Raw genomic sequence first — 19,329 nt, 5'->3', positions numbered from 1 at the left:
CCTCCCCGCGGGCCCGGGGCGCCGCCGTCCGGGTCCCCTACGCATAGGAGATTCACAGCTATTTGCCAGGTCCTCATCAGCAGGTGATCGATAGCTTTCTTCGGGGGTTCCGGGTGGCGGAGCCCCGGTTTCAGCAGCGTCGGGTTCTTGCAAGCCTCTGCTCGTTCGTCGGATCGGCATGCTTGTGGCGTAAACGAGCAGGAAAGGCGGCACAATGCGAGTGCTGGTTCTCGGCGGTGACGGATATCTGGGCTGGCCGACCGCGTTGCACTTATCGGACAAAGGCCACGAGGTAGCCGTTCTCGACAATTTCGCCCGCCGCGGCTACGACGCCGAACTCGGTGTCGAAAGCCTCGTCCCGATCGAATCCCTGGCCGACCGGATCGCCGCGTGGCAGGAGGTCTCCGGGCGCACGATCGGCAGCTACGAGGGCGACCTGCTGGACGCGGAGTTCCTGTTCGGCGCGGTGCGCGACTTCGCGCCCGACGCGATCGTCCACTACGCCGAGCAGCGGTCGGCGCCGTACTCGATGATCGACCGCGAGCACGCGGTGTACACGCAGCACAACAATGTGATCGGGAACCTGAACCTGCTGTACGCGATCGCGGAGATCGACCCGGCGATCCATCTGGTCAAACTGGGCACGATGGGCGAATACGGCACGCCGAACGTCGACATCGAAGAAGGCTGGCTGGATCTGGAGCACAACGGGCGCTCCGACCGGGTGCTGTTCCCGAAGCGGCCCGGGTCGTTCTACCACCTGACCAAGGTCCACGATTCGCACAACATCGAATTCACCTGCCGCGCGTGGGGGCTGCGCGCGACGGACCTGAACCAGGGCGTCGTGTACGGCCAGCAGACGCCGCAGACGGCGCTCGACCCGCGGCTGGCGACCCGCTTCGACTACGACGCGGTGTTCGGCACCGTGCTGAACCGGTTCGTCATCCAGGCGGTGCTCGGCCAGCCGCTGACCGTGTACGGCAAGGGTGCCCAGACGCGCGGCCTGATCGACATCCGCGACACCGTCGAATGCATCCGGCTCGCCGTGGAGAACCCGGCCGAGGCGGGGGAGTTCCGCGTCTTCAACCAGATGACCGAGAGCATGTCGGTGGCCGGGATCGCCGACCTCGTCGCCGACCGGTTCCCCGGGCCGGTGCAGATCGAGCAGCTGGAGAACCCGCGCACCGAGACGCCGGAGCACTACTACAACGTGAAGCACACCGGGCTGGTCGGGCTGGGGCTGGAGCCGCACCTGCTCTCGGACACGCTGATCGAGTCGATGTTCGACATCGTGGGGGCCAACAAGCACCGGGTGAACCCGGAGAAGCTACGCCCGACCGTGCGCTGGCGGGGCGCGCTGAAGGGCTAGCGGTGCGGGTGGCGTGCGGGCTCCCCTGCCCGGGAGCCCGCACGCCGCGTTTCAGCCCGGCAGCTTGTCCAGGAAGCCGTGCACCTTGGCGATCTTCCCGTCCTCGAGCTCGACGACGTCGAACCCGATGGCGACCGGCTCGGCGCCGGCCGTGCCGAGGTACCACTGGAACCGCGCGAGGTCGTGGTGCGCGTCGGGCTCGGCGGGCAGGCTGAAACCCAGTCCGGCGAACTGCTGCTGCGCCCCGCCGATGAACTGGTCGATCCCGTCGTGCCCGGTGACGGCCCCGAGCGGGTCGGTGTAGCCGGCGCCGTCGGTGAAGACGTCGGCGATGAGGGCCCGCCGCTTGTCGTCGTCGGTCTCGTTCCAGACGGCGATGTACTGCTCGACGATGCCGCGAACGTCGGTCATGGTGGTTCCTTTCGTTGGGGGACAACGGGTTGTCGTCGTCCTGCGCTGAGACCGACTTTGGCGGACGAGCGGCGGCCCGTCGATTACGCGCGAGGTAATGCGGCGGCGGCGAGCGGGCCGGGCGCGGGCATTACCCCCGAAGTAATGGCAACGACCCGGTGATCGTCGTAGCGTCGCTCGCGTGACGACTACGGTGCAGGCCGGGCGACAGCGGCCCGTCGGGGAACTGCTGCGGGAATGGCGCGACCGGCGCCGGATCAGCCAGCTGGACCTCGCGATCTCGGCGGACATCTCCACCCGCCACCTCAGCTTCGTGGAAACCGGGCGCTCCCGGCCGAGCCGGGACATGGTGCTGCGCCTCGGCGAGCACCTCGACGTGCCGTTGCGCGAGCGCAACCGGCTGCTGCTCGCCGCCGGGTTCGCGCCCGCCTACACCGAGAACGCGCTGGGAGACCCCGGGATGACCGCCGTCCGCGAGGCCGTCCGGCAGCTGCTCGCGAGCCACGAGCCCTACCCGGCCGCCGTCGTCGACCGGAACTGGAACCTCGTCGACGCCAACACCGCCACCGGCCTGTTCGTCGCCGGGATCCCGCCCGAGCTGACCACCAACGTCCTGCGCGCGACCCTGCACCCCGACGGCATGGCCCCGCACGTCCTCAACCTGGGCGAGTGGCGCGCCCACCTGCTCGGCCGGCTCCGCCGCCAGGTGAGCCAGACCGCGGACCCCGGGCTCACCGACCTCCTGGACGAGCTGCGCGGCTACCCGTGCGACCAGCCGGTGCCCGAGGTGGAGGTCCCTGGACCGGGTGACATCTTCGTGCCGCTGAAGTTCCGCCACGAGGGCACCGACCTGACGTTCTTCAGCACGGTGGCCACGTTCGGCACGCCCCTGGACGTCACGGTCGCGGAACTGGTGATCGAGTCGTTCTTCCCGGCCGACCCGGCGACGGCCGGATACCTGCGCGAGCGGGCCGCGACGGTGGAATGATGGAGGACACCCGCGCAGCATCCGACGTGAGGATCACCGGTAGATGGCCGTCCCGCCTTCGCTCGCCCTGTCCGACGGAGTCCGCATCCCCCAGCTGCTGTTCGGTGTCGCGGGACTGACCGCGGCCGAAACCGGCCGGGCCGTCCGCGTCGCCCTCGACATCGGCTACCGGGGCTTCGACACCGCGCCGGGAACCGAGGCCGCGGCCGGCGAGGCGCTCGCCGGAGTGCCCCGCGAAGAGCTGTTCGTCAGCTTCAAGGTGCCTGCCCAGGGCTACGACGCCGCCCGCCGGGCCGCCGACCAGGCACTGACCGCGCTCCGGCTCGAACGGGCCGACCTGTGCCTGCTGGACGGCACGAAAGGCGCGTTCACCGACACCTGGCGGGCCCTGAGCCGGCTTCGCGCCGAAGGCCACGTCCGCGCGGTCGGCGTCGCCGGGTTCGGCGTCTCGGAGCTGCGCCGGCTGATCGACGCCACCGGCGCCGTCCCGGTGCTGAACCAGGTCGAGCTGCACCCGTGGCTGCAGCAGCTCCCGCTGCGCGAGTTCCACGCCGAGCGCGGCATCGTGACCGCCGCGACGAGCCCGGCCGCGAACGCCGGCCTGCTGGCCGACGAGACGGTCACCGCGCTCGCGGCGAAGTACGGCAAGACCCCGGCGCAGATCGTGCTGCGGTGGCACCTGCAGGTCGGCACGGTCGCCGTGGCGGCCTCGGCCACGACGACCCGGACCCGCGAGAACTTCGGGATCTTCGACTTCGAGCTGGCCGACGACGACCTCGCCGTGGTGGCCGAGCTCGACAACGGCACGCGCGTCTAGGCGGTCTTGATCCCGGCGGCGGCGAAGTCGGCCTGCTGGGGCGGCTGCTCGAGGTACTCCCGGAAGGTCTGGGCCGCGCGGAGCACGGTGTCGTCGATGCCCTGCCCGGTGAGCCCGATGAACGGGTAGTCCGCCGACCGCGCGCTCGCCACCGACTGGGCGGGGGAGCCGATCATCTCGGGTTTCTTGGTGGTGAGCTCGCTGACCCAGTACGACGATTCGGGCAGCCAGGCGGCCGGGAGCCCGCCGATCGCGTCGAGGTTCGTCCGGCCGACCAGCGCGTCGAGCACCTGCGCGGAGGGCTTGGCCTCGACCGTCACGTGCACGCACTGGCCGTGGACGACGGTCGCGGCCTGGTTCCAGCGGTCGGCAGCGGCGGTGACGGGTTTCTGCACGCTCGGCGTGACGAGGATCCGCATTTGGGACGTGCCCCCGGAACAGCTGGCCGCCTGCGCCTCGGCGCGGCTGTTGAGCTCGCTGTCGGCCCAGTTCCAGCCGATCACGCCGAGCCCGATCAGGGCGGCGAGCACGGCACAGGCGATCGGCCAGGTGGCGATCCGGCGCCGGGGGGCTTTCTTGCCGACGATCCGGTGCGACCCGGTAGCCTCGCCTTTGCCGAGGGTCCGGTGCGAGCCGGTGGTCTCGCTCTTGCCGGAGGGCGCGGTGGTGTCGCTGCGGCCGGGGACGCGCCGGCGGCCGGGGTTCTCGTCGTCGGCGGCTTCGCGGTGACGTCGGCCGCGGCGCGAGGTGGTTTCGCTGTCGGTGGCTTCTTCACGCTCGAGAGTGCGGTGGGAGCCGGTGTTTTCGCCCCGGCCGACGGCCCGGAAGGCTCCGGACGGCTCGTTGCGGGCGGTGATCGGGTAGTCGCCGGAGGTGTCGTCGTGCCGGGTGATGACTTCGGTCCGCTCGGCCGCGGACTCCTCCCGGCGCACGGCCGGGGCGGCTTTGCCTCGGCGGCGGCCGCCGCCGGTGCCAGGGTAAGAACCGGAAGACTCACCACGACGGGCGGTGGGGGACGAGTCCCCGCGGCCGACGGTGGGGTAGGAGCCGGAAGCCTCACCGCGGCGAGCGGCAGTGGAGGGCCCACCGGGCCCCGCGACGGGGTGGGCGCCGGAAGAATCGCCGAGGCCGGCGACGGGGTAGGAACCCGAGGTTTCACCGCGGCGGGCAGCGGGAGACGACTCACCGCGCCCCGCGACGGGGTAGGAGCCGGAGGTCTCGCTGCGGCCGGTGACGGGATAGGAGCCTGAAGTTTCACCGCGGCGGGCGGCGGGGGACGACTCACCGCGCCCAGCGACGGGGTAGGAACCGGAAGTCTCGCCGTGCCCGGCGACGGGATAGGAGCCGGAGGACTCGCCGCCCCCGGAAACGAAGTAACCCGACGATTCACCGCGCCCGGCCGCGCCGCGGCCGGCGATCCCGAACGCCTCGGAGATGGAACTGCGCTTCGGGGTCCGGGACGCGCCCTGGCCGGCGACCGGGTACGCGCCCGAGGCCTCACCACGTCCCGCGGCGCGGGAAGAGCCCGCGGCCTCACCCGGGTGCGGGCGGCGTCCGCCCGGCGCCCCGGCACGGTCCTGAGGGTGCGGCACGGGCTCGTCGTCCCGGGTGTGTCGCCCCATCGTCGTCCTTTCGGCGTCTGCGCATGTCAAGCACGCGCTGCGATGCAATGAAACCGTTATCACCCTAACAGGTGAGTATCAGTGAGAGAATAATCTGACTCACAGTGGCGCGTACTCAGGGTGCTGCGCTGACCAGGCGATGGCAGTGCGCGATCAGCCGGGCACGCACCGGTGCCGCCCGCCGGGCGAAGTCACCCTGGGCCCGGGCGTACTCCGCCCGTCCCTCGGCCGTCTCGATCCGCACCGGCGGGTAGCCGAGCGCCGCCAGGTCGTACGGGCTCGCCCGCATGTCCAGCGTCCGGATCTCGGCGGCCAGCTCGAAAGCGTCCGCCACGAGCTCGGCGGGCACGAACGGATCGAGCTTGTAAGCCCATTTGAACAGATCCATGTTCGCGTGCAGGCACCCCGGCTGCTCGAGTGCGACCTGCGTCTCCCGGGACGGCGTCAGCCCGTTCCTGGGCCGGGCGCCGTCGGTGAAGAACCGGAACGCGTCGAAGTGCCCGCACCGGATGTCCGAGGACTCCACGACGGCGTCGGTGCCCGCCGAGCCCAGCCGGAGCGGGACCTGGTTGTGCCGCACCGAGTCGGCCGGCTCGCGGTAGACCATCGCCCACTCGTGCAGCCCGAAGCAGCTCAGCCGCGGCGCGCGGGACGCCGTCGCGGTCAGCAGGCCGAGGACGAACTCGGCCGTCCGCGCCTTGCCTTCGGTGAAGCCCCCCGGGTCGAGGACCACGCCGTCGGCGGTCTCGACGTACCCCTTGCGGTCCAGGAAGCGCCGCGCCGCGGGTCCGGCGAGCGCGACGCCGGGCCCGGGCTGCCACCGCTCGAGGTGCGACGGCCGGTACGAGTAGTAGGTGAACAGGAAGTCCAGCACCGGGTGCTTCTCGCCCCGCGAGCGCCGCTCCTGGTGCGGGACCGTCCACCGCCGCATCCGCTCGACGTGCGCCGCCTCCCGGGCCAGCCAGTCCGGTTCGGCGAGCACGTCGACGGCGGTCATGCGCCCACGTGGGTTCCGTCGCGCACCGTGCCCACGTACTCCTCGACGAGGTCCTCGAGCGCGACGACCCCGACGGCCTTCCCGTCGACGTCCAGCGCCCGCGCCAGGTGGCTGCCTTCCTTGCGCATGGCCGAAAGCGCGACGTCGAGGCGGGCGTCGGCCCGCAGCTCGGTGAGGGGGCGCGTCTTCGCGTCGGGCACGATCGTCGCCGGGTCGTGACCGGCCAGCTCGAGGACGTCCTTGACGTGGATGTAGCCGGTCAGCCGCCCGTCGTCGGTGCACACCGGGAACCGCGAGAAGCCGGTGGAGGAAACCGCCTGCTCGACGTCGCCGACGGTCGGCCCGCAGGGCAGGGTCGTCAGCTCGGCGGTGGGGACCAGCACGTCGGCCACCGTCTTCTGCACCGACGACAGCGTCTGGGTGAGCCGCCGGTGCTCGGACTGGTCGATCAGGCCTTCCCGCCGCGACTCGCTGAGCAGCTCGGCCAGCTCGTCGGAGGTGTAGGCCGTCTCGAGCTCGTCCTTCGGCTCGACCTTCACCGCGCGCAGCAGCGAGTTGGCGACGAAGTTCAGCAGCCAGATGAACGGGTTGGCGATCTTGACCCACCCGACGTGCACCGGCACCAGCCACAGCGCGAGCCGCTCGGGCTCGGCGATCGCGAGGTTCTTCGGCACCATTTCGCCGATCAGGACGTGCAGCACGGTGATGATCGCCAGCGCGATGGCGAACGAGACCGCGTGCAGCAGTGTCTCGGGCAGGCCCAGCAGGTCGAAGAACGCCGAGAGCCGGTGCGCGATCGCGGGCTCGCCGAGGCGGCCGAGCAGCAGGGAGCAGATGGTGATGCCCAGCTGCGCGCCGGCGAGCATGAGCGACACGTGCTTGCTCGCGTTGATCACGATCTTCGCGCGCGTCTTGCCCTGCTCCAGCAACGCTTCGAGCCTGTCCCGCCGCGAGGAGATCAGCGTGAACTCCGCGCCGACGAAGAAGGCGTTGGTCAGCAGCAGGACCACGACCAGGGCGATGTTCAGCCAGTCGCTCACGAGGTCACCTCGGCTTCCGCCGCCGCCCGGACCGGGGCGACTTCGACCTCGGCGATCCGGCGCTTGTCCATCGTGGTGACGGTGAGCCGCCAGCCGTCGACCTCGGCGGCGTCACCCTCGGCGGGGATCTTGCCCAGCCGCTCGAGGATCAGCCCGGCGATGGTCTCGTAGTCGCCGTCCGGCATCCGGAACCCGGTGACGTCGGTGACCTCGTCGGCGCGCAGCTGCCCGGACACCAGCCAGCTGTCGGTGCCGACCTGCTGCGCCGCCGGCGCCTCGCGGTCGTCGTGCTCGTCGCGGACGTCGCCGATGATCTCCTCGACGACGTCTTCCAGGGTCACGAGGCCGGCCGTGCCGCCGTACTCGTCGACGACGATCGCCAGCTGGAAGCGGGAGTCGCGCAGCCGGTCGAGCAGGTCGTCGCCGGGGAGGGACTCGGGAACCGTCGGCACCGGCCGCATGACCGAGCCGATCGGCACGGCGGCCCGGTCCGCCGCGGGGACGGCGAAAGCCTGCTTGACGTGCACGGCGCCGCGGACGTCGTCGAGGTCCTCGGCGTGCACCGGGAAGCGGGAGAACCCGGTGCGGCGCGAGAGGTCGATGAGGTCCTCGATGGTGTCGCCGGTCGCGAGCGATTCGAGCTGCACGCGCGGGGTCATGAGCTCCTCCGCGGTGCGCTCGCCGAACCGCAGCGAGCGGTCCAGCAGCTCCGCGGTCGACGTGTCGAGCGTGCCGCTTTCGGCGCTGGACCGCACGATCGAGCCCAGCTCCTGCGGCGAGCGCGCGGACCGCAGCTCCTCCTGGGGCTCGACGCCGAACTTGCGCACGAGGAAGTTCGCGCTGTTGTTCATCAGCGTGATGAGCCACCGGAAGAGCGCCGAGAACCGCGAGTGGTAGCCGGCCACGGCGCGTGCGGTCGGCAGCGGCCGGGCGATGGCGAGGTTCTTCGGCACCATTTCGCCGAGGATCATCGACAGCGAGGTGGCGATGATCAGGGCGAGCACGATCGACGCCCCGGACGCGAACCCCTCCGGGAGCCCGACGCCGGTGAGCAGCGGCCGGACGAGCTCGCCGATGAGCGGCTCGGCCAGGTACCCGGTGACCAGCGTGGTGAGCGTGATCGCGACCTGGGCGCCGGAGAGCTGGAAGGACAGCGTCCGGTGTGCCTTCTGGACGGTCAGCGACCGGCGGTCGCCGACCTGGCGGACGTTGGCGTCGACGGTGCTGCGCTCGAGCGCGGTCAGCGAGAACTCGGCCGCGACGGCCAGCCCGGTGCCGGCGGTCAGCAGCACGAAGAGGAGGACGCCGAGCACGGCGAAGAGGATCTGGATCATTCCGCGCCCGCCCGGGCGGCGGGGGATGAACCTATCGGACAGCCGGGTCGGTCACCCGGCTCGGTACTGTCACCAGGTGACTGCGCTGCGCGCACGAAACGGTCACTCCCAGCAGGAAATCGGCGTGTACTGCGAATATGCGGACAATCTTAACGTGTCCCCGGCGCTGCCCGCCGGAATATCGGTGTGTCGGCGCGCTCACCTCGGCGGGTGGTTCACCGCGGTTGCCGCCCGAGCAGGGCCACGAGCCGCGCGGCCGGCCCCGCGCCGCGGGGGACCGGGACCGGCGGGTCGAAGATGCCGAGCCCCTGCCACTCGTCCACCCACGGCCGGACGACGTCGAGGAGCCGCTCGGCGAGGTCCTCGGTCACCGGGCAGGGGAGACCCAGCGCCGTCGCGAGGTCCCACGAGTGCACGGCCGCGTCGATCGTCATCTGCCAGCCGTACTCGCGGGCGGGGAGCAGCCCCGCCGACACGTGCACCGCGCGTTCGAGCACGCCGTCGTCGAGGAAGGCTTCGCGGGCGGCTTCGGCGGCCGCGTCCCAGGCGGCCACCGGGTCGCCGCCGAGGACGTCGCCGTCGAAGCGGTCGCCCACGTCGTCCAGAGTGGCGCCGGCCAGCAGCGAAGGCGCCCAGAGCTGCTCGGCGACGAGGTGGTTCACGAGATCGCGGACGGTCCAGTCGGTGCACGGCGTCCGGTGGCCCCAGTCGGCGTCGCCGGCGGCGTGTACCGCGTCGCCGAAGGCCCGCAACGCGTGGCCATGCGCCTCGAGAAGATCCACGCGGGCCATTTGACCACGCCGGATCAGGCGGTGCCCGGCCGGTGCCGCCGCACGGTCTCCTCGACGAGGTCGAGCACCGGGCCGAGGCCGGCGGCCGGCAGGCCCATGGCCAGGTGCGAGACCAGGCCTTCGAGGACGAGCTCCAGGAACGCGGTGAGGACGTCGACGTCGACGTCGTCGCGCAGGATCCCGGCCTCACGCTGGCGCAGCAGGCGCAGGCGGGTGGCGGTGGTCAGCTGCTCGGACCGCTCGGCCCAGCGGGCGCGGAACTCCGGATCGGTGCGCAGCCGCCGGGAGACCTCGAGGCGGGTGCCGAGCCAGTCGGCGGGGTGGTCACCGCCGGCGAGGAGGTCCCGCATCACCTGGACCAAGCCCTGCTCGGCGACGACGTCGGCCATTCGGATGGCGTCGTCCTCGGCGAGGGCGAGGAAGAGCGACTCCTTGTCGCGGAAGTGGTGGAAGATGGCCCCGCGCGACAGCCCGGTGGCTTCCTCCAGGCGCCGGACTGTGGCACCTTCGTAGCCGTAGCGTGCGAAGCACACGCGCGAGCCGTCGAGGATCTGGCGCCGGCGTGCGTCGAGGTGATCCTGGCTTACGCGTGGCATCCTGAAATCCTGGCACCGCGGACCGGGATCTCGCAATCCGTACGTACGTACTGTGACCCGGAGTGTCCGGGAACCGAACCGGTGGCCCCATCGTCGGAACGTTGCGGCGATTCGCTGACACGGCGTGAGACAGTTGGCTAATCTTTGCACCATCACGGTGGGTGAACTGAGGGGAAGGTGCGGGGCGTGATCATCGGCGAAGCCGGGCAGGCGGCACAGGCGCTGTGGGGCGACGTCTTGGACACCCCGGGCCGGGTCTACGGCGGGGGCAAGGGTGGCCAGTTCAAGATGGACCCCCAGGAGCTTTCCGCGGTGATCGGTCAGTGGGAGGACGTCCTCGACAAGATCGTCGAGGACGGCACCAAGATCCAGCACCTCGTCGTGCAGAGCGGGGCGGCGCCGGGCAAGGATCCGGCCAGCGGGAGCTTCGCCTCGACCAGTTCCGACTCGATCATCGCGCTGCTCAACCAGAACACGTCGATGCAGAAGTACGCGCGGGACTACATCAAGAAGCTCAAGGAAGCGCAGTCGAAGACCATGGTCACCGACCAGGACATGTCCGACACCTTCAAGGCATAGGCGAGCCGAACTTGTTCCGAAGCAAACTGGGTGTCCTGGCGGTCCTCGTGACCGTTTCCGCGGGACTCGCGACCGCGTGCACCACGACGACCGGAGGTACGGCCTCTCCGTCGACGGCGGGATCGTCGGCGGCGACGGACGCACCGTCCGCGGATCCCGACGTGCCCAAGGTCTCCGTTCCCCTGGACGCGAGCAAGTACGTCTCCGACACCTGTGCGATCGTCCCGCAGGAGGTCCTGACCCCGCTGCGCTACACGGACCCGGGTGTGTACCAGGCCAAGGGCGACACAGCGTTCACCCAGGCGGGTCCGTCCTGCTCGTGGACGCGGCACGGTGAAGGCATCGGCCTGTCCGTGGAGATCGGGACGGGAACCCGCGACCGGGGGGCGGGCGGCTTGGCCGGGCTTTACGGGGGCTACCAGAACAAGACCTACATCCGGTTTCTCGAGCGCGCTCCGGACGTCGAGGGCTATCCGGCCGTCTACTTCGGCATCCAGGACGACCGCCCGAAGGGCAACTGCGGCCTCGGCCTCGGTATCGCCGACGACCTCGCGATCGACGTGTACGCCCAGGGCTACGAGGGGCAGGACGACTCCTGCGGGGCGGCCACCCAGGTGGCGTCCAGCATCATCAAGACACTCAAGGGGGCCTGACGAGTGGACGGCAAGCAGATCTTCGACAACTTCAGACAGGGTGACACCAAAGGGCTGCAGCAGGTGGCGGAGACGGTCCAGCAGCTGTCCGACACCTACATGGAGCACGGTGCGAGCATCAAGGCGCTGCAGGAACGCATGGTGACCTCCTGGAGCGGCGACGCGGCGGACGCCGCGAACGCGGGCGCGGGCCCCTTGGAAATGGCCTTCCGCGACAGTTCGGTTCCGCTGGACGCGACGACCGATTCCGTCAGGACCCAGGCCGCTGTGTTCGACGATTCGAGCCACAGCGTCGTCGAGGTGCCGCCGAAGCCCGAAAAGCCCAGCCCCTGGAGCGTCGGCCTGAAGGCCGCGATCCCGATCGCCGGGCCGTTCATGGCCAAGGACGACATCGACAACTACCAAGAGGGCATGGCGAAGTACAACGCGGCGAACGAGACGAACGTCCGCGTGATGGACCAGTACAGCAACGCCACCGACAGCACCAGGGCGGCGCTGCCGACGGATTACGGGGTACTCGAGTCCGACGGCTCGACGATCGCCGTGAACCAGGGCGGCGGCCCGCCGCCGATCGGGCCGCCGCACATCATCGACGAACACGAGCTGAAGCCGAATCCCCCCGGCTCCGACGATCACACCTCGACCACCAGCGTCGACACCAGGCACACCGGCGGCCCCGACCAGCCCGGCGGTACCGACCGCCCGGGCAGCACCGACCGCCCGGGTGGCACGGACCGGCCCGGGGGCACCGACCGCCCGGGCGGCACCGACCGGCCCGGCGACGAGACCCACACGACCGGCACCGGCCGGCCGACCACGACGACCCGGCCCGGGCAGACGACCACGGACCGGCCGGGCAAGACGCCGATCAGCACCGACGGGATCGACTTCTACCCGACCAGCACCGGCGGGGGCGGCCAGAACTACCCGAACACCTTCGGCAGCGACCCGAACTCGAGCCCCGGCGGCCGCGGGCCGACCAGCGGGAACGCCGGCAGCCGGCTGCTCGACTCGAACGGCCGTCCCGTCGGCGGGAGCGGAACCGGCGGCGGGAGCGGCGCGGGCGCCGCGGGTGAGCGCGGGCTCGGCAGCGGCCGCGGCTCCGGCATGGGCGGCCTCGGCAACGCCGCCGCCGCGGAAGCCGCCGCCGCGCGGTCGGCCGCCGGGCGGTCCGGGCAGATGGGACCGATGGGTGCCGGCGGGCGCCGGGGCGAGGGCGAGGAAGATGACGAGCACCAGCGCCCGGACTTCCTGATCGAAGCGGATCCGGATGCGATCTTCGGTACCGACCAGCGGACCAGCCCGCCGGTCATCGGCGAGTAGAGCGAGTAGGCGGGTGGACGTGGCAACAGGCCGGGTGGACGTTCCGGTCGAGGCACTGGCCGCACTGGCCGAGCGCGAGCAAGTCGGTCAGCTGCACATCACCCTGCGCCCGGAGCCGCTGTGGCTCTCGGACGAGGAGCGCGACGAGGCGGGCAAGCGGGTCGACGCCGCGCTGGCCGAAGCCGGGCTGGTCGACGCGCGCGGCCGGGCCACCGTCGACTTCCTCGACTGGCTCCCGCTGCTGGTGAACCCGGCACGGGAGTGCTACGGCTGGGTCGGCGTCGAGGGCCAGACCTACGGCGTGCTCGCCGCCGCGAGCGGCCTCCAGGCGATCCTGGCTGTCTCCGACGGGACGCAGGTCGGTGTCCAGGAGATCGACCGGAACCGGCTCGCCGAGTCGCTCGTCGAGCAGCTGCCGCCGGTGGGCGCGGGCGGCGGCCACCCGCGCGCCGTCCGGGTGGCGGACCTGACCGAGGCGGCCCGCCGCGGCCAGGAGGCCTACCCGCTCGACCCGGCGATCGCCGACGTCGTCAGCCTCGTCCAGCGCCCGGTTTCGGGCAGCGGGGAGCTCTACGTCGGCCGCCGGGACGACGTCGGGCGCCACACCTGCCTGCGGCAGCCGCTGCACTACGCCGACACGGACTGGGGGCGCTACCTCAGCTACACCTCCGGCACGGGCGACGACGCCGTCATCCACATCGGCCCGGCGGGCCCGCGGGAACTGGCCGACACGCTCATGGAGCTGGCCGGCGCCCTCGTCTGACCGGAAAAAGGCACGCGTCCATCGGTTTTCGGCGGTAACGTGACAGCGCTGTTGTATTCCGGTGGAAGGACGCGCTGATGCTCTATCCCGCGATCGAACCGTACGAACACGGCCTGCTCGACGTCGGTGACGGGCACGAGATCTACTGGGAGACCTGCGGGAACCCGGACGGCAAGCCGGCGCTGGTCGTGCACGGCGGGCCCGGGTCCGGGTGCTCGACGAACCTCCGGCGGTACTTCGACCCGGCGAAGTACCGGGTCGTGCTCGTCGACCAGCGCGGCTGCGGCCGCAGCACCCCGCACGCCGGCGCCCCGGTCGCCGACCTCTCCGCCAACACCACCGACCACCTCGTCGCCGACTTCGAGCTGCTCCGCACCCGGCTCGGCATCGAGAAGTGGCTGCTGTTCGGCGGTTCCTGGGGCTCGGTGCTCAGCCTGACGTACGCCCTGCGGCACACCGACCGGGTCAGCGAGATGGTGCTGATGGGCCTGGCCACCGACCGCTTCCTCGAGATCGAAATGCTCATCCGCGGTCTCGGCGCATACTTCCCGGAGGGCTTCGCGAAGTTCCGCGAAGGCGTCCCGGAAAGCGAGCGCGACGGCGACCTCTCCGCCGCCTACAACCGGCTGCTGCTGGACCCGGACCCCGTCGTGCACAACAAAGCCGCGAAAGACTGGTGTACCTGGGAAGACGCCATGCTGCCCGGCGTGCCGCCGCACGACGTCTTCGAGGACCCGGCCTACCGGCTCTGCTTCGCCCGGCTGGTCACGCACTACTTCAGCAACCGGGCGTTCCTGCCCGACGGAGAGATCCTGCGGAACCTGGGCAAGCTGGCCGGAATCCCCGCGGTGCTGGCCCAGGGGGTGCTCGACACGAGCAACCTCGTCGGCACCCCGTGGCTGCTGCACCACGGCTGGCCGGGCAGCGAACTGGTCATGCTGGCCGACATCGGGCACTCGACGTCGGACGCCCCGATGCAGGACGTCCTGGTCGGCGCGACCGATCGCTTCGCCCGGTAACGGGGTTACCCGCGCGGCGCCCCACCCGGGCGCCGCGCGGACCCCCGGCTCACGGGATGAGCAGCGCCGGCTCGCCCTCCGGCGCGAGCGCCGCCTCGGCACGCTGGGCGCGGGTGGTCTCGGCCAGCTTCAGCCCGGTGACGCGCAGCGGCAGCCGGTCCATCTTCCAGTCGGCCAGCAGGAGCGCGACCTTGGCCTGCATCTCCGTGCGCAGCCGCAGGAACGAGTCGGCCGGGTCCGCGCCGACCTCGCCCAGCAGCAGCCACCACGCCCACGCCGCCGCGCCCGCGTTGGCGACGAAGTCCGGCACCACCGCGACACCCCGGGCCGAAAGCGCCGCTTCGGCTTCCGGCGTAGTCGCCGCGTTGGCCGCCTCGACGACCACGGACGCCTTGACCAGGTTCTCGTTGTCCGGCCGCAGGGCGTACGAGATCGCCGCCGGCACGAAGATGTCCGCGTCGATGCCGACGACCGCCTCGCGCGGGAGCGAGCGCACCCCGGCGGGCAGCCGGGACCGGTCCACCTCGCCGAAGCGGTCGCGCAGCTCCAGCAGTGCCGGGACGTCGAGGCCCGCCGGGTCGTACAGCGTGCCCGCGGCGTCGGCCACCGCGACCACCTTCATGCCGGCCTCGTGCAGGTACCAGGCCGCGCCGCCGCCCATGGTGCCGATGCCCTGGATCGCCACGGTCGTCTCGCGCACGTCCCAGTCCCACGCCGCCGCGACGCCGAGGCACGCCTGCGCCACGCCGTAGCCGCCGACGACGTCGCCGAGCAGCAGCCCGCCGGGTACCGGCGCGTTGAGGCCCGCCTGCACCCGGCGCAGGGTGCGCGCCGGGTCGGCCGAACGGGCGATCGCCGCGTGGTACGACTGCTCCAGCCCGAGCTCGGCGAACACCTCGTCGATGAGGTGCTGCGGCACGCCCAGGTCCTCGGCCGTCACCCAGTGCGCGTCCAGCCACGGCCGCAGGAACGCGCAGAACCGCTTCAGCACGCCGAACGCCCGCGGGTCCTTCGGGTCGAAGTCGATGCCGCCCTTCGCCCCGCCGACCGGCAGGTTGAAGGTCGCGGTCTTGTTGGCCATGCCCCGGGCGAGGTCCTCGACCTCGCTCATCGTGCAGCCCGCCCGCATCCGGGTGCCGCCGGTGGCGACGCCGGAGACCAGGCTGTGCACGACCAGGTAGCCGTTGGCGCCGGTCACGGGGTCGGTCCAGGTGAGCCGCATCAGCGGCTCGGCCTTGCGCGGGGTCATCAGGCCACTCACCTCCGGGGGAAGTCGGGGCGGCCTCGTGACCGCCTCCACGAGCGTGCGCCCGGGGCGGCCCTCGCGTCCATTTAACGCTGCTGCACGATCTCGTTTAGGTTTGGTGTATGGAGCTTTCGTTGCATCGGTTGAGGATGCTCCGCGAGCTGCACCGCCGGGGCACCGTCACCGCGGCCGCGGCGGCCCTGCACTACACCGCTTCGGCGGTATCGCAGCAGCTCGCGCAGCTGGAGCGGGACGTGGGTGCCAAGCTGTTCGAACGGCTCGGCCGGCGCGTCCAGCTGACCGAGCTCGGCAACCTGCTGACCGAGCACGCGGAGGAGATCCTGGGCTCGGTGGAGCGCGCGACGCTCGCCCTGGAAGAGGCCCAGGAGGCCCGCACGGTCCGGCTGGTCGCCGGCGTGTGGGCGTCGGTGGCGTCCGGGCTGCTCCCGACCGCGCTGACCGCCCTCGCCGGCGAGCACCCCGGCATCGAGGTGCGCACGCGTGAGCTGGCGCCGGAGGACACCGCCGAGGCGGTCCGCGACGGCACCCTCGACCTGTCGTTCGTGATCGACTACTCCGACGCGCCGACGCCGTGGGACGGCGGGCTGGAACGCGCCGTCGTGGCCGTGGAGCGGCTGCACGCCGCGGTGCCGCGAGGAGCGGTCCCGTCGGGGTCGGCCTCCCTGGACGAGCTCGCCGAGCACCCGTGGATCCTGGCCAGCCCGAAGTCGCACTTCGGCCGGGCGATGCGCACGGCCTGCCGGCGGCACGGCTTCGCCCCGAAGATCAACCACGAGGTCGAAGAGCAGTCCACGGCGATGGCGATGGTGGGCGCCGGGCTGGGCGTCACCCTGGTCTCGGACCTGGGCCTGCGGCTGCTGCGGCCGCCCGGGATCGACGTCGTCGCGCTCACCACACCGCTGCTGCGGACGGTGTCGATCGCCTACCGGCGCACCGCGTTCCGCCGGCCGGCGTTGCACCTGGTGATCGAGGCCGTGCGGGCGTCGGCGGCCGAGCTGGGCCTGGGCACCGAGTCCGCTTTGCCCTGATCCGGGACTTCTTACGGAGTGGTGACCCGCTCCCGGTGCGCAAGATCCGGCCTGATTTTGTCGTACCCCGCGTGTAGCGTCCGAAGTCAAGGAGTTCCACCACACGGAACAGGACGGACATGACAGAAGCGTCTACGGTGCACGAGTTTCCCGAGAAGTCGGGTAGTGCGTCGAACCGCACCGCGCGGGTCCTCGCGGACCGCGCGGCCGGGGAGGCGTACGTCGCATCGGTGTGCTTCAAGCACGGGCCACCTCGCCTGACCGGCGTCGAGCTGGAGTTCACCGTGCACCACGCCGACGACCCGGCCAGACCCCTCGATCCCGACCTCCTCGCCACGGCGCTGGGTCCGCACACCCCGCGGACGCTCCGCCCCGACAGCCCCGCATCGCCGCTCCCGGCAGGCTCCCCCGTGAGCCTCGAGCCCGGGGGCCAGGTCGAAATCTCCGCTCTTCCCCAGGCCTCCCTGCGCGATCTCGACGCAGCCGTCACGGCCGACCTCCACCACCTGCGTGACCGCCTCGCCCGGCACGGCCTCGTGCTGGGCGAATCGGGCATCGACGCCCACCGGCCGCCCCGCCGGATCCTGCGCACGCCGCGCTACGCGGCGATGGAGCGCCGGTTCGCGCCGATCGGCCCGGGGGGCATCACGATGATGTGCAGCACCGCCGGCCTGCAGGTCTGCGTCGACGCGGGGGAGTCCGAGCACTACGCGGCCCGATGGGCGGCGGCCCACGCGATGGGCCCGCCGCTGCTCGCCCTCTTCGCCACCTCCCGCGTCCACGCCGGCCACGACACCGGGCACGCTTCGGCCCGGTGGCTGGCCGTGCACGACACCGAAGCGGTCCGCACCCGGACCGCCCGGGTGGCGGGCGACCCCGCTGGAGCGTGGGCCGGGCGCCTGATGGACGTCCCCTTGATGGTGCTGCCCCGCGCCGGCCGGCCGTGGGACGCGCCGGAGGGGCTGACGTTCGCCGACTGGATCGACGGCCGGGGCGTGGCCGCCCTGCTGCCGAAACCGACGGCGGCGGACCTCGACTACCACCTCACCACGATGTTCACCCCGGTCCGCCCGCAGGGGTACCTGGAGATCCGGTACCTCGACGCGCAGCCGCCCGGCGAGTGGCTGCCACCGGTGGCCCTGGTCGCCGCGCTGCTCGCCCGTCCGTCCACTGTGGACAAGGTGCGCGACCTGTGCGCATCGGTCGCCGACCGCTGGACCACGGCGGCGCGGCGTGGCCTGGCGGACCCGGACCTGGCGGCCGCCGCGGCGGCGCTGGCCGACCTGGGCTGCGCCGAGCTGGGCGCGACGGGGCTGGCGGAGGAGTCGATCACCGAGATCAGCGAGAGCGTGCAGGGGCGCGCGTACCGATCGAGGAGCCAAGCATGAGTACCGAGGCTGAAGCCCTTTCCGACCTGAGCGCGCAGGACCTGCGCGCCCGGGCCGCCGAAGCACTGACCCGGGCCCGGGCGCGCAGTGTCGCGCTGACCGACGCGGTGGACGACGAGGACCTGGTCCGCCAGCACTCCAAGCTGATGTCGCCGCTGGTCTGGGACCTGGCGCACATCGGCGTCCAGGAGGAGCTGTGGCTGGTCCGCGACGTCGGGGGCCGCGAGCCGCTGCGGCCGGACATCGACGACATCTACGACGCCTTCCAGCACGCGCGCGCCGACCGGCCGGAGCTGCCGCTGCTCGGCCCGGCCGAAGCGCGCGCGTACGTCAAGCAGGTCCGCGAGAAGGCGTTTGACGTGCTGGAGCACGCGCCGATGGAGGGGCGGCGGCTGACCGAACAGGCCTTCGCGTTCGGCATGATCACCCAGCACGAGCAGCAGCACGACGAGACCATGCTGGCCACCCACCAGCTGCGCAAGGGCGACCCGGTGCTGCACGCGCCGGAGCCGCCGCCGGCGCGTTCGGGCACCCTGCCCGCCGAGGTGCTGGTGCCGGGCGGCGCCTTCACCATGGGCACCTCGGCCGAGCCGTGGGCGCTGGACAACGAGCGTCCGGCACACGAGATCGCCGTCGAGGCGTTCTGGCTGGACACGACCCCGGTGACGGGCGGCGCCTACGCGCGGTTCCTCGACAGCGGCGGCTACGACGACGAGCGCTGGTGGAGCCCGGCGGGGTGGGCCTACCGGACGGAGCACGGCATCGCCGCGCCGCGGTTCTGGAAGCGGGAGCAGGACGCCTGGTGGCGGACGCGGTTCGGTGTCTACGAGCGCGTTCCCGCGGACGAGCCGGTCGTGCACGTCTCCTACTACGAGGCCGAGGCCTACGCGGCCTGGGCCGGTCGGCGGCTGCCGACCGAGGCGGAGTGGGAGAAGGCCGCCCGGTTCGACCCGGCGACCGGCCGCTCGCGGCGGTTCCCGTGGGGGGACGACGAGCCGTCCGCCGAGCACGCCAACCTCGGCCAGCGGCACCTGCGCCCGGCGCCGGCGGGGGCGTACCCGGCCGGTGCTTCGCCGACCGGCGTGCACCAGCTGATCGGCGACGTCTGGGAGTGGACGAGCACGGACTTCCACGGCTACCCGGGTTTCGCGCCGTTCCCGTACCGGGAGTACTCGGAGGTGTTCTTCGGGCCGGAGTACAAGGTGCTGCGCGGCGGCTCGTTCGGCACCGACTCGGCGGCGATCCGGGGCACGTTCCGCAACTGGGACTACCCGATCCGGCGGCAGATCTTCGCCGGCTTCCGCACCGCCCGCGACGCGGCACCCGGCGAGGTGGGCTAGGCGC

19 protein-coding genes are annotated in these 19,329 nt (G+C 72.0%); 11 read left to right on the top strand and 8 right to left on the bottom strand.

Features of this window, described 5'->3' with window-relative positions; translation table 11 throughout:
- The first annotated feature begins 214 nt into the window (after nt 1-214).
- A complete protein-coding gene (locus QRX60_RS38915) occupies nt 215-1,369 on the top strand; it encodes an NAD-dependent epimerase/dehydratase family protein (RefSeq protein ID WP_285996455.1) in 1,155 nt (384 codons plus the stop codon).
- Nucleotides 1,370-1,420: 51 nt separating this feature from the next.
- Here QRX60_RS38915 and QRX60_RS38910 read toward each other — a convergent pair whose 3' ends face one another.
- A complete protein-coding gene (locus QRX60_RS38910; RefSeq protein ID WP_285996454.1) occupies nt 1,421-1,780 on the bottom strand; it encodes a nuclear transport factor 2 family protein in 360 nt (119 codons plus the stop codon).
- 181 nt (nt 1,781-1,961) lie between these two features.
- Here QRX60_RS38910 and QRX60_RS38905 point away from each other — a divergent pair, with 181 nt between their 5' ends.
- Nucleotides 1,962-2,768, top strand: coding sequence for a helix-turn-helix domain-containing protein (locus QRX60_RS38905; RefSeq protein WP_408630168.1), 807 nt, complete (start codon nt 1,962-1,964; stop codon nt 2,766-2,768).
- 43 nt (nt 2,769-2,811) lie between these two features.
- Nucleotides 2,812-3,585 (top strand): aldo/keto reductase, encoded by a 774-nt coding sequence (locus QRX60_RS38900; protein ID WP_285996453.1) that lies wholly within the window; start codon nt 2,812-2,814, stop codon nt 3,583-3,585.
- Here the strand turns inward: QRX60_RS38900 and QRX60_RS38895 are convergent.
- The 6 genes from QRX60_RS38895 to QRX60_RS38870 form a co-directional block, all read right to left on the bottom strand.
- Entirely contained in the window at nt 3,582-4,517 is a 936-nt protein-coding gene (locus QRX60_RS38895) for a substrate-binding domain-containing protein (protein ID WP_285996452.1), read from the bottom strand. The two genes, QRX60_RS38900 and QRX60_RS38895, sit on opposite strands and share 4 nt — an antisense overlap.
- Before the next feature lie 805 nt (nt 4,518-5,322).
- Nucleotides 5,323-6,204 carry a 3-methyladenine DNA glycosylase gene (locus tag QRX60_RS38890; protein WP_285996451.1) on the bottom strand — a complete coding sequence of 294 codons (882 nt, stop codon included), beginning with the start codon at nt 6,202-6,204 and terminating at the stop codon, nt 5,323-5,325.
- Entirely contained in the window at nt 6,201-7,244 is a 1,044-nt protein-coding gene (locus QRX60_RS38885; protein ID WP_285996450.1) for a hemolysin family protein, read from the bottom strand. The genes QRX60_RS38890 and QRX60_RS38885 overlap by 4 nt, the downstream gene beginning before the upstream one ends.
- On the bottom strand, nt 7,241-8,578 hold the full coding sequence (locus tag QRX60_RS38880) for a hemolysin family protein (protein ID WP_285996449.1): 1,338 nt from the start codon (nt 8,576-8,578) through the stop codon (nt 7,241-7,243). Before QRX60_RS38880 ends, QRX60_RS38885 begins: the two co-directional genes overlap by 4 nt.
- Nucleotides 8,579-8,793: 215 nt before the next feature.
- Entirely contained in the window at nt 8,794-9,360 is a 567-nt protein-coding gene (locus tag QRX60_RS38875) for a TIGR03086 family metal-binding protein (RefSeq protein WP_285996448.1), read from the bottom strand.
- Nucleotides 9,361-9,383: 23 nt separating this feature from the next.
- A complete protein-coding gene (locus tag QRX60_RS38870; RefSeq protein WP_284749347.1) occupies nt 9,384-9,965 on the bottom strand; it encodes a TetR/AcrR family transcriptional regulator in 582 nt (193 codons plus the stop codon).
- A gap of 186 nt (nt 9,966-10,151) precedes the next feature.
- Here QRX60_RS38870 and QRX60_RS38865 point away from each other — a divergent pair, with 186 nt between their 5' ends.
- The 5 genes from QRX60_RS38865 to pip all read left to right on the top strand — a co-directional run bounded on the left by QRX60_RS38865 (nt 10,152) and on the right by pip (nt 14,302).
- Nucleotides 10,152-10,544 carry a hypothetical protein gene (locus tag QRX60_RS38865; RefSeq protein WP_285996447.1) on the top strand — a complete coding sequence of 131 codons (393 nt, stop codon included), beginning with the start codon at nt 10,152-10,154 and terminating at the stop codon, nt 10,542-10,544.
- Between the two features lie 47 nt (nt 10,545-10,591).
- Complete coding sequence (locus QRX60_RS38860; RefSeq protein WP_286003790.1) at nt 10,592-11,197, top strand: DUF3558 domain-containing protein; 606 nt, start codon at nt 10,592-10,594, stop codon at nt 11,195-11,197.
- Nucleotides 11,198-11,200: 3 nt separating this feature from the next.
- A complete protein-coding gene (locus QRX60_RS38855) occupies nt 11,201-12,520 on the top strand; it encodes a hypothetical protein (RefSeq protein ID WP_285996446.1) in 1,320 nt (439 codons plus the stop codon).
- 34 nt (nt 12,521-12,554) lie between these two features.
- Entirely contained in the window at nt 12,555-13,283 is a 729-nt protein-coding gene (locus tag QRX60_RS38850) for an ESX secretion-associated protein EspG (RefSeq protein WP_286003789.1), read from the top strand.
- Nucleotides 13,284-13,360: 77 nt separating this feature from the next.
- Nucleotides 13,361-14,302 (top strand): prolyl aminopeptidase, encoded by a 942-nt coding sequence (gene pip, locus QRX60_RS38845; RefSeq protein WP_285996445.1) that lies wholly within the window; start codon nt 13,361-13,363, stop codon nt 14,300-14,302.
- 49 nt (nt 14,303-14,351) lie between these two features.
- On the opposite strand, the gene QRX60_RS38840 is transcribed toward pip, so the two are convergent.
- A complete protein-coding gene (locus QRX60_RS38840) occupies nt 14,352-15,551 on the bottom strand; it encodes a Glu/Leu/Phe/Val dehydrogenase dimerization domain-containing protein (protein WP_285996444.1) in 1,200 nt (399 codons plus the stop codon).
- Between the two features lie 119 nt (nt 15,552-15,670).
- Between QRX60_RS38840 and QRX60_RS38835 the strand changes: the two genes are divergently transcribed.
- From QRX60_RS38835 to egtB, 3 genes are all read left to right on the top strand, one after another.
- Nucleotides 15,671-16,597, top strand: a complete 927-nt coding sequence (locus QRX60_RS38835; protein ID WP_285996443.1) for a LysR family transcriptional regulator — start codon at nt 15,671-15,673, stop codon at nt 16,595-16,597.
- Between the two features lie 119 nt (nt 16,598-16,716).
- Nucleotides 16,717-17,985 carry a glutamate-cysteine ligase family protein gene (locus QRX60_RS38830; RefSeq protein WP_285996442.1) on the top strand — a complete coding sequence of 423 codons (1,269 nt, stop codon included), beginning with the start codon at nt 16,717-16,719 and terminating at the stop codon, nt 17,983-17,985.
- The gene (gene egtB / locus QRX60_RS38825) at nt 17,982-19,325 is read left to right on the top strand and encodes an ergothioneine biosynthesis protein EgtB (protein ID WP_285996441.1); all 1,344 of its coding nucleotides are present in this window, start codon (nt 17,982-17,984) and stop codon (nt 19,323-19,325) included. The genes QRX60_RS38830 and egtB overlap by 4 nt, the downstream gene beginning before the upstream one ends.
- The last annotated feature ends 4 nt before the right edge of the window (nt 19,326-19,329 follow it).

It is taken from the genome of Amycolatopsis mongoliensis (assembly GCF_030285665.1).
In the GTDB taxonomy this organism is placed as follows: domain Bacteria; phylum Actinomycetota; class Actinomycetes; order Mycobacteriales; family Pseudonocardiaceae; genus Amycolatopsis; species Amycolatopsis mongoliensis.
The sequence above is the reverse complement of the archived record's forward strand: the minus strand, read 5'-3'. Positions and strand labels throughout refer to the sequence as shown.

What these genes read in the sequence shown, in the direction of transcription:
- QRX60_RS38915 (WP_285996455.1), top strand. Translation starts at nt 215, where the DNA reads ATGCGAGTGCTGGTTCTCGGCGGTGACGGATATCTGGGCTGGCCGACC.
- QRX60_RS38910 (WP_285996454.1), bottom strand. Translation starts at nt 1,780, where the DNA reads ATGACCGACGTTCGCGGCATCGTCGAGCAGTACATCGCCGTCTGGAAC.
- QRX60_RS38900 (WP_285996453.1), top strand. Translation starts at nt 2,812, where the DNA reads ATGGCCGTCCCGCCTTCGCTCGCCCTGTCCGACGGAGTCCGCATCCCC.
- QRX60_RS38890 (WP_285996451.1), bottom strand. Translation starts at nt 6,204, where the DNA reads ATGACCGCCGTCGACGTGCTCGCCGAACCGGACTGGCTGGCCCGGGAG.
- QRX60_RS38880 (WP_285996449.1), bottom strand. Translation starts at nt 8,578, where the DNA reads ATGATCCAGATCCTCTTCGCCGTGCTCGGCGTCCTCCTCTTCGTGCTG.
- QRX60_RS38870 (WP_284749347.1), bottom strand. Translation starts at nt 9,965, where the DNA reads ATGCCACGCGTAAGCCAGGATCACCTCGACGCACGCCGGCGCCAGATC.
- pip (WP_285996445.1), top strand. Translation starts at nt 13,361, where the DNA reads ATGCTCTATCCCGCGATCGAACCGTACGAACACGGCCTGCTCGACGTC.
- QRX60_RS38840 (WP_285996444.1), bottom strand. Translation starts at nt 15,551, where the DNA reads ATGACCCCGCGCAAGGCCGAGCCGCTGATGCGGCTCACCTGGACCGAC.
- QRX60_RS38835 (WP_285996443.1), top strand. Translation starts at nt 15,671, where the DNA reads ATGGAGCTTTCGTTGCATCGGTTGAGGATGCTCCGCGAGCTGCACCGC.
- QRX60_RS38830 (WP_285996442.1), top strand. Translation starts at nt 16,717, where the DNA reads ATGACAGAAGCGTCTACGGTGCACGAGTTTCCCGAGAAGTCGGGTAGT.
- egtB (WP_285996441.1), top strand. Translation starts at nt 17,982, where the DNA reads ATGAGTACCGAGGCTGAAGCCCTTTCCGACCTGAGCGCGCAGGACCTG.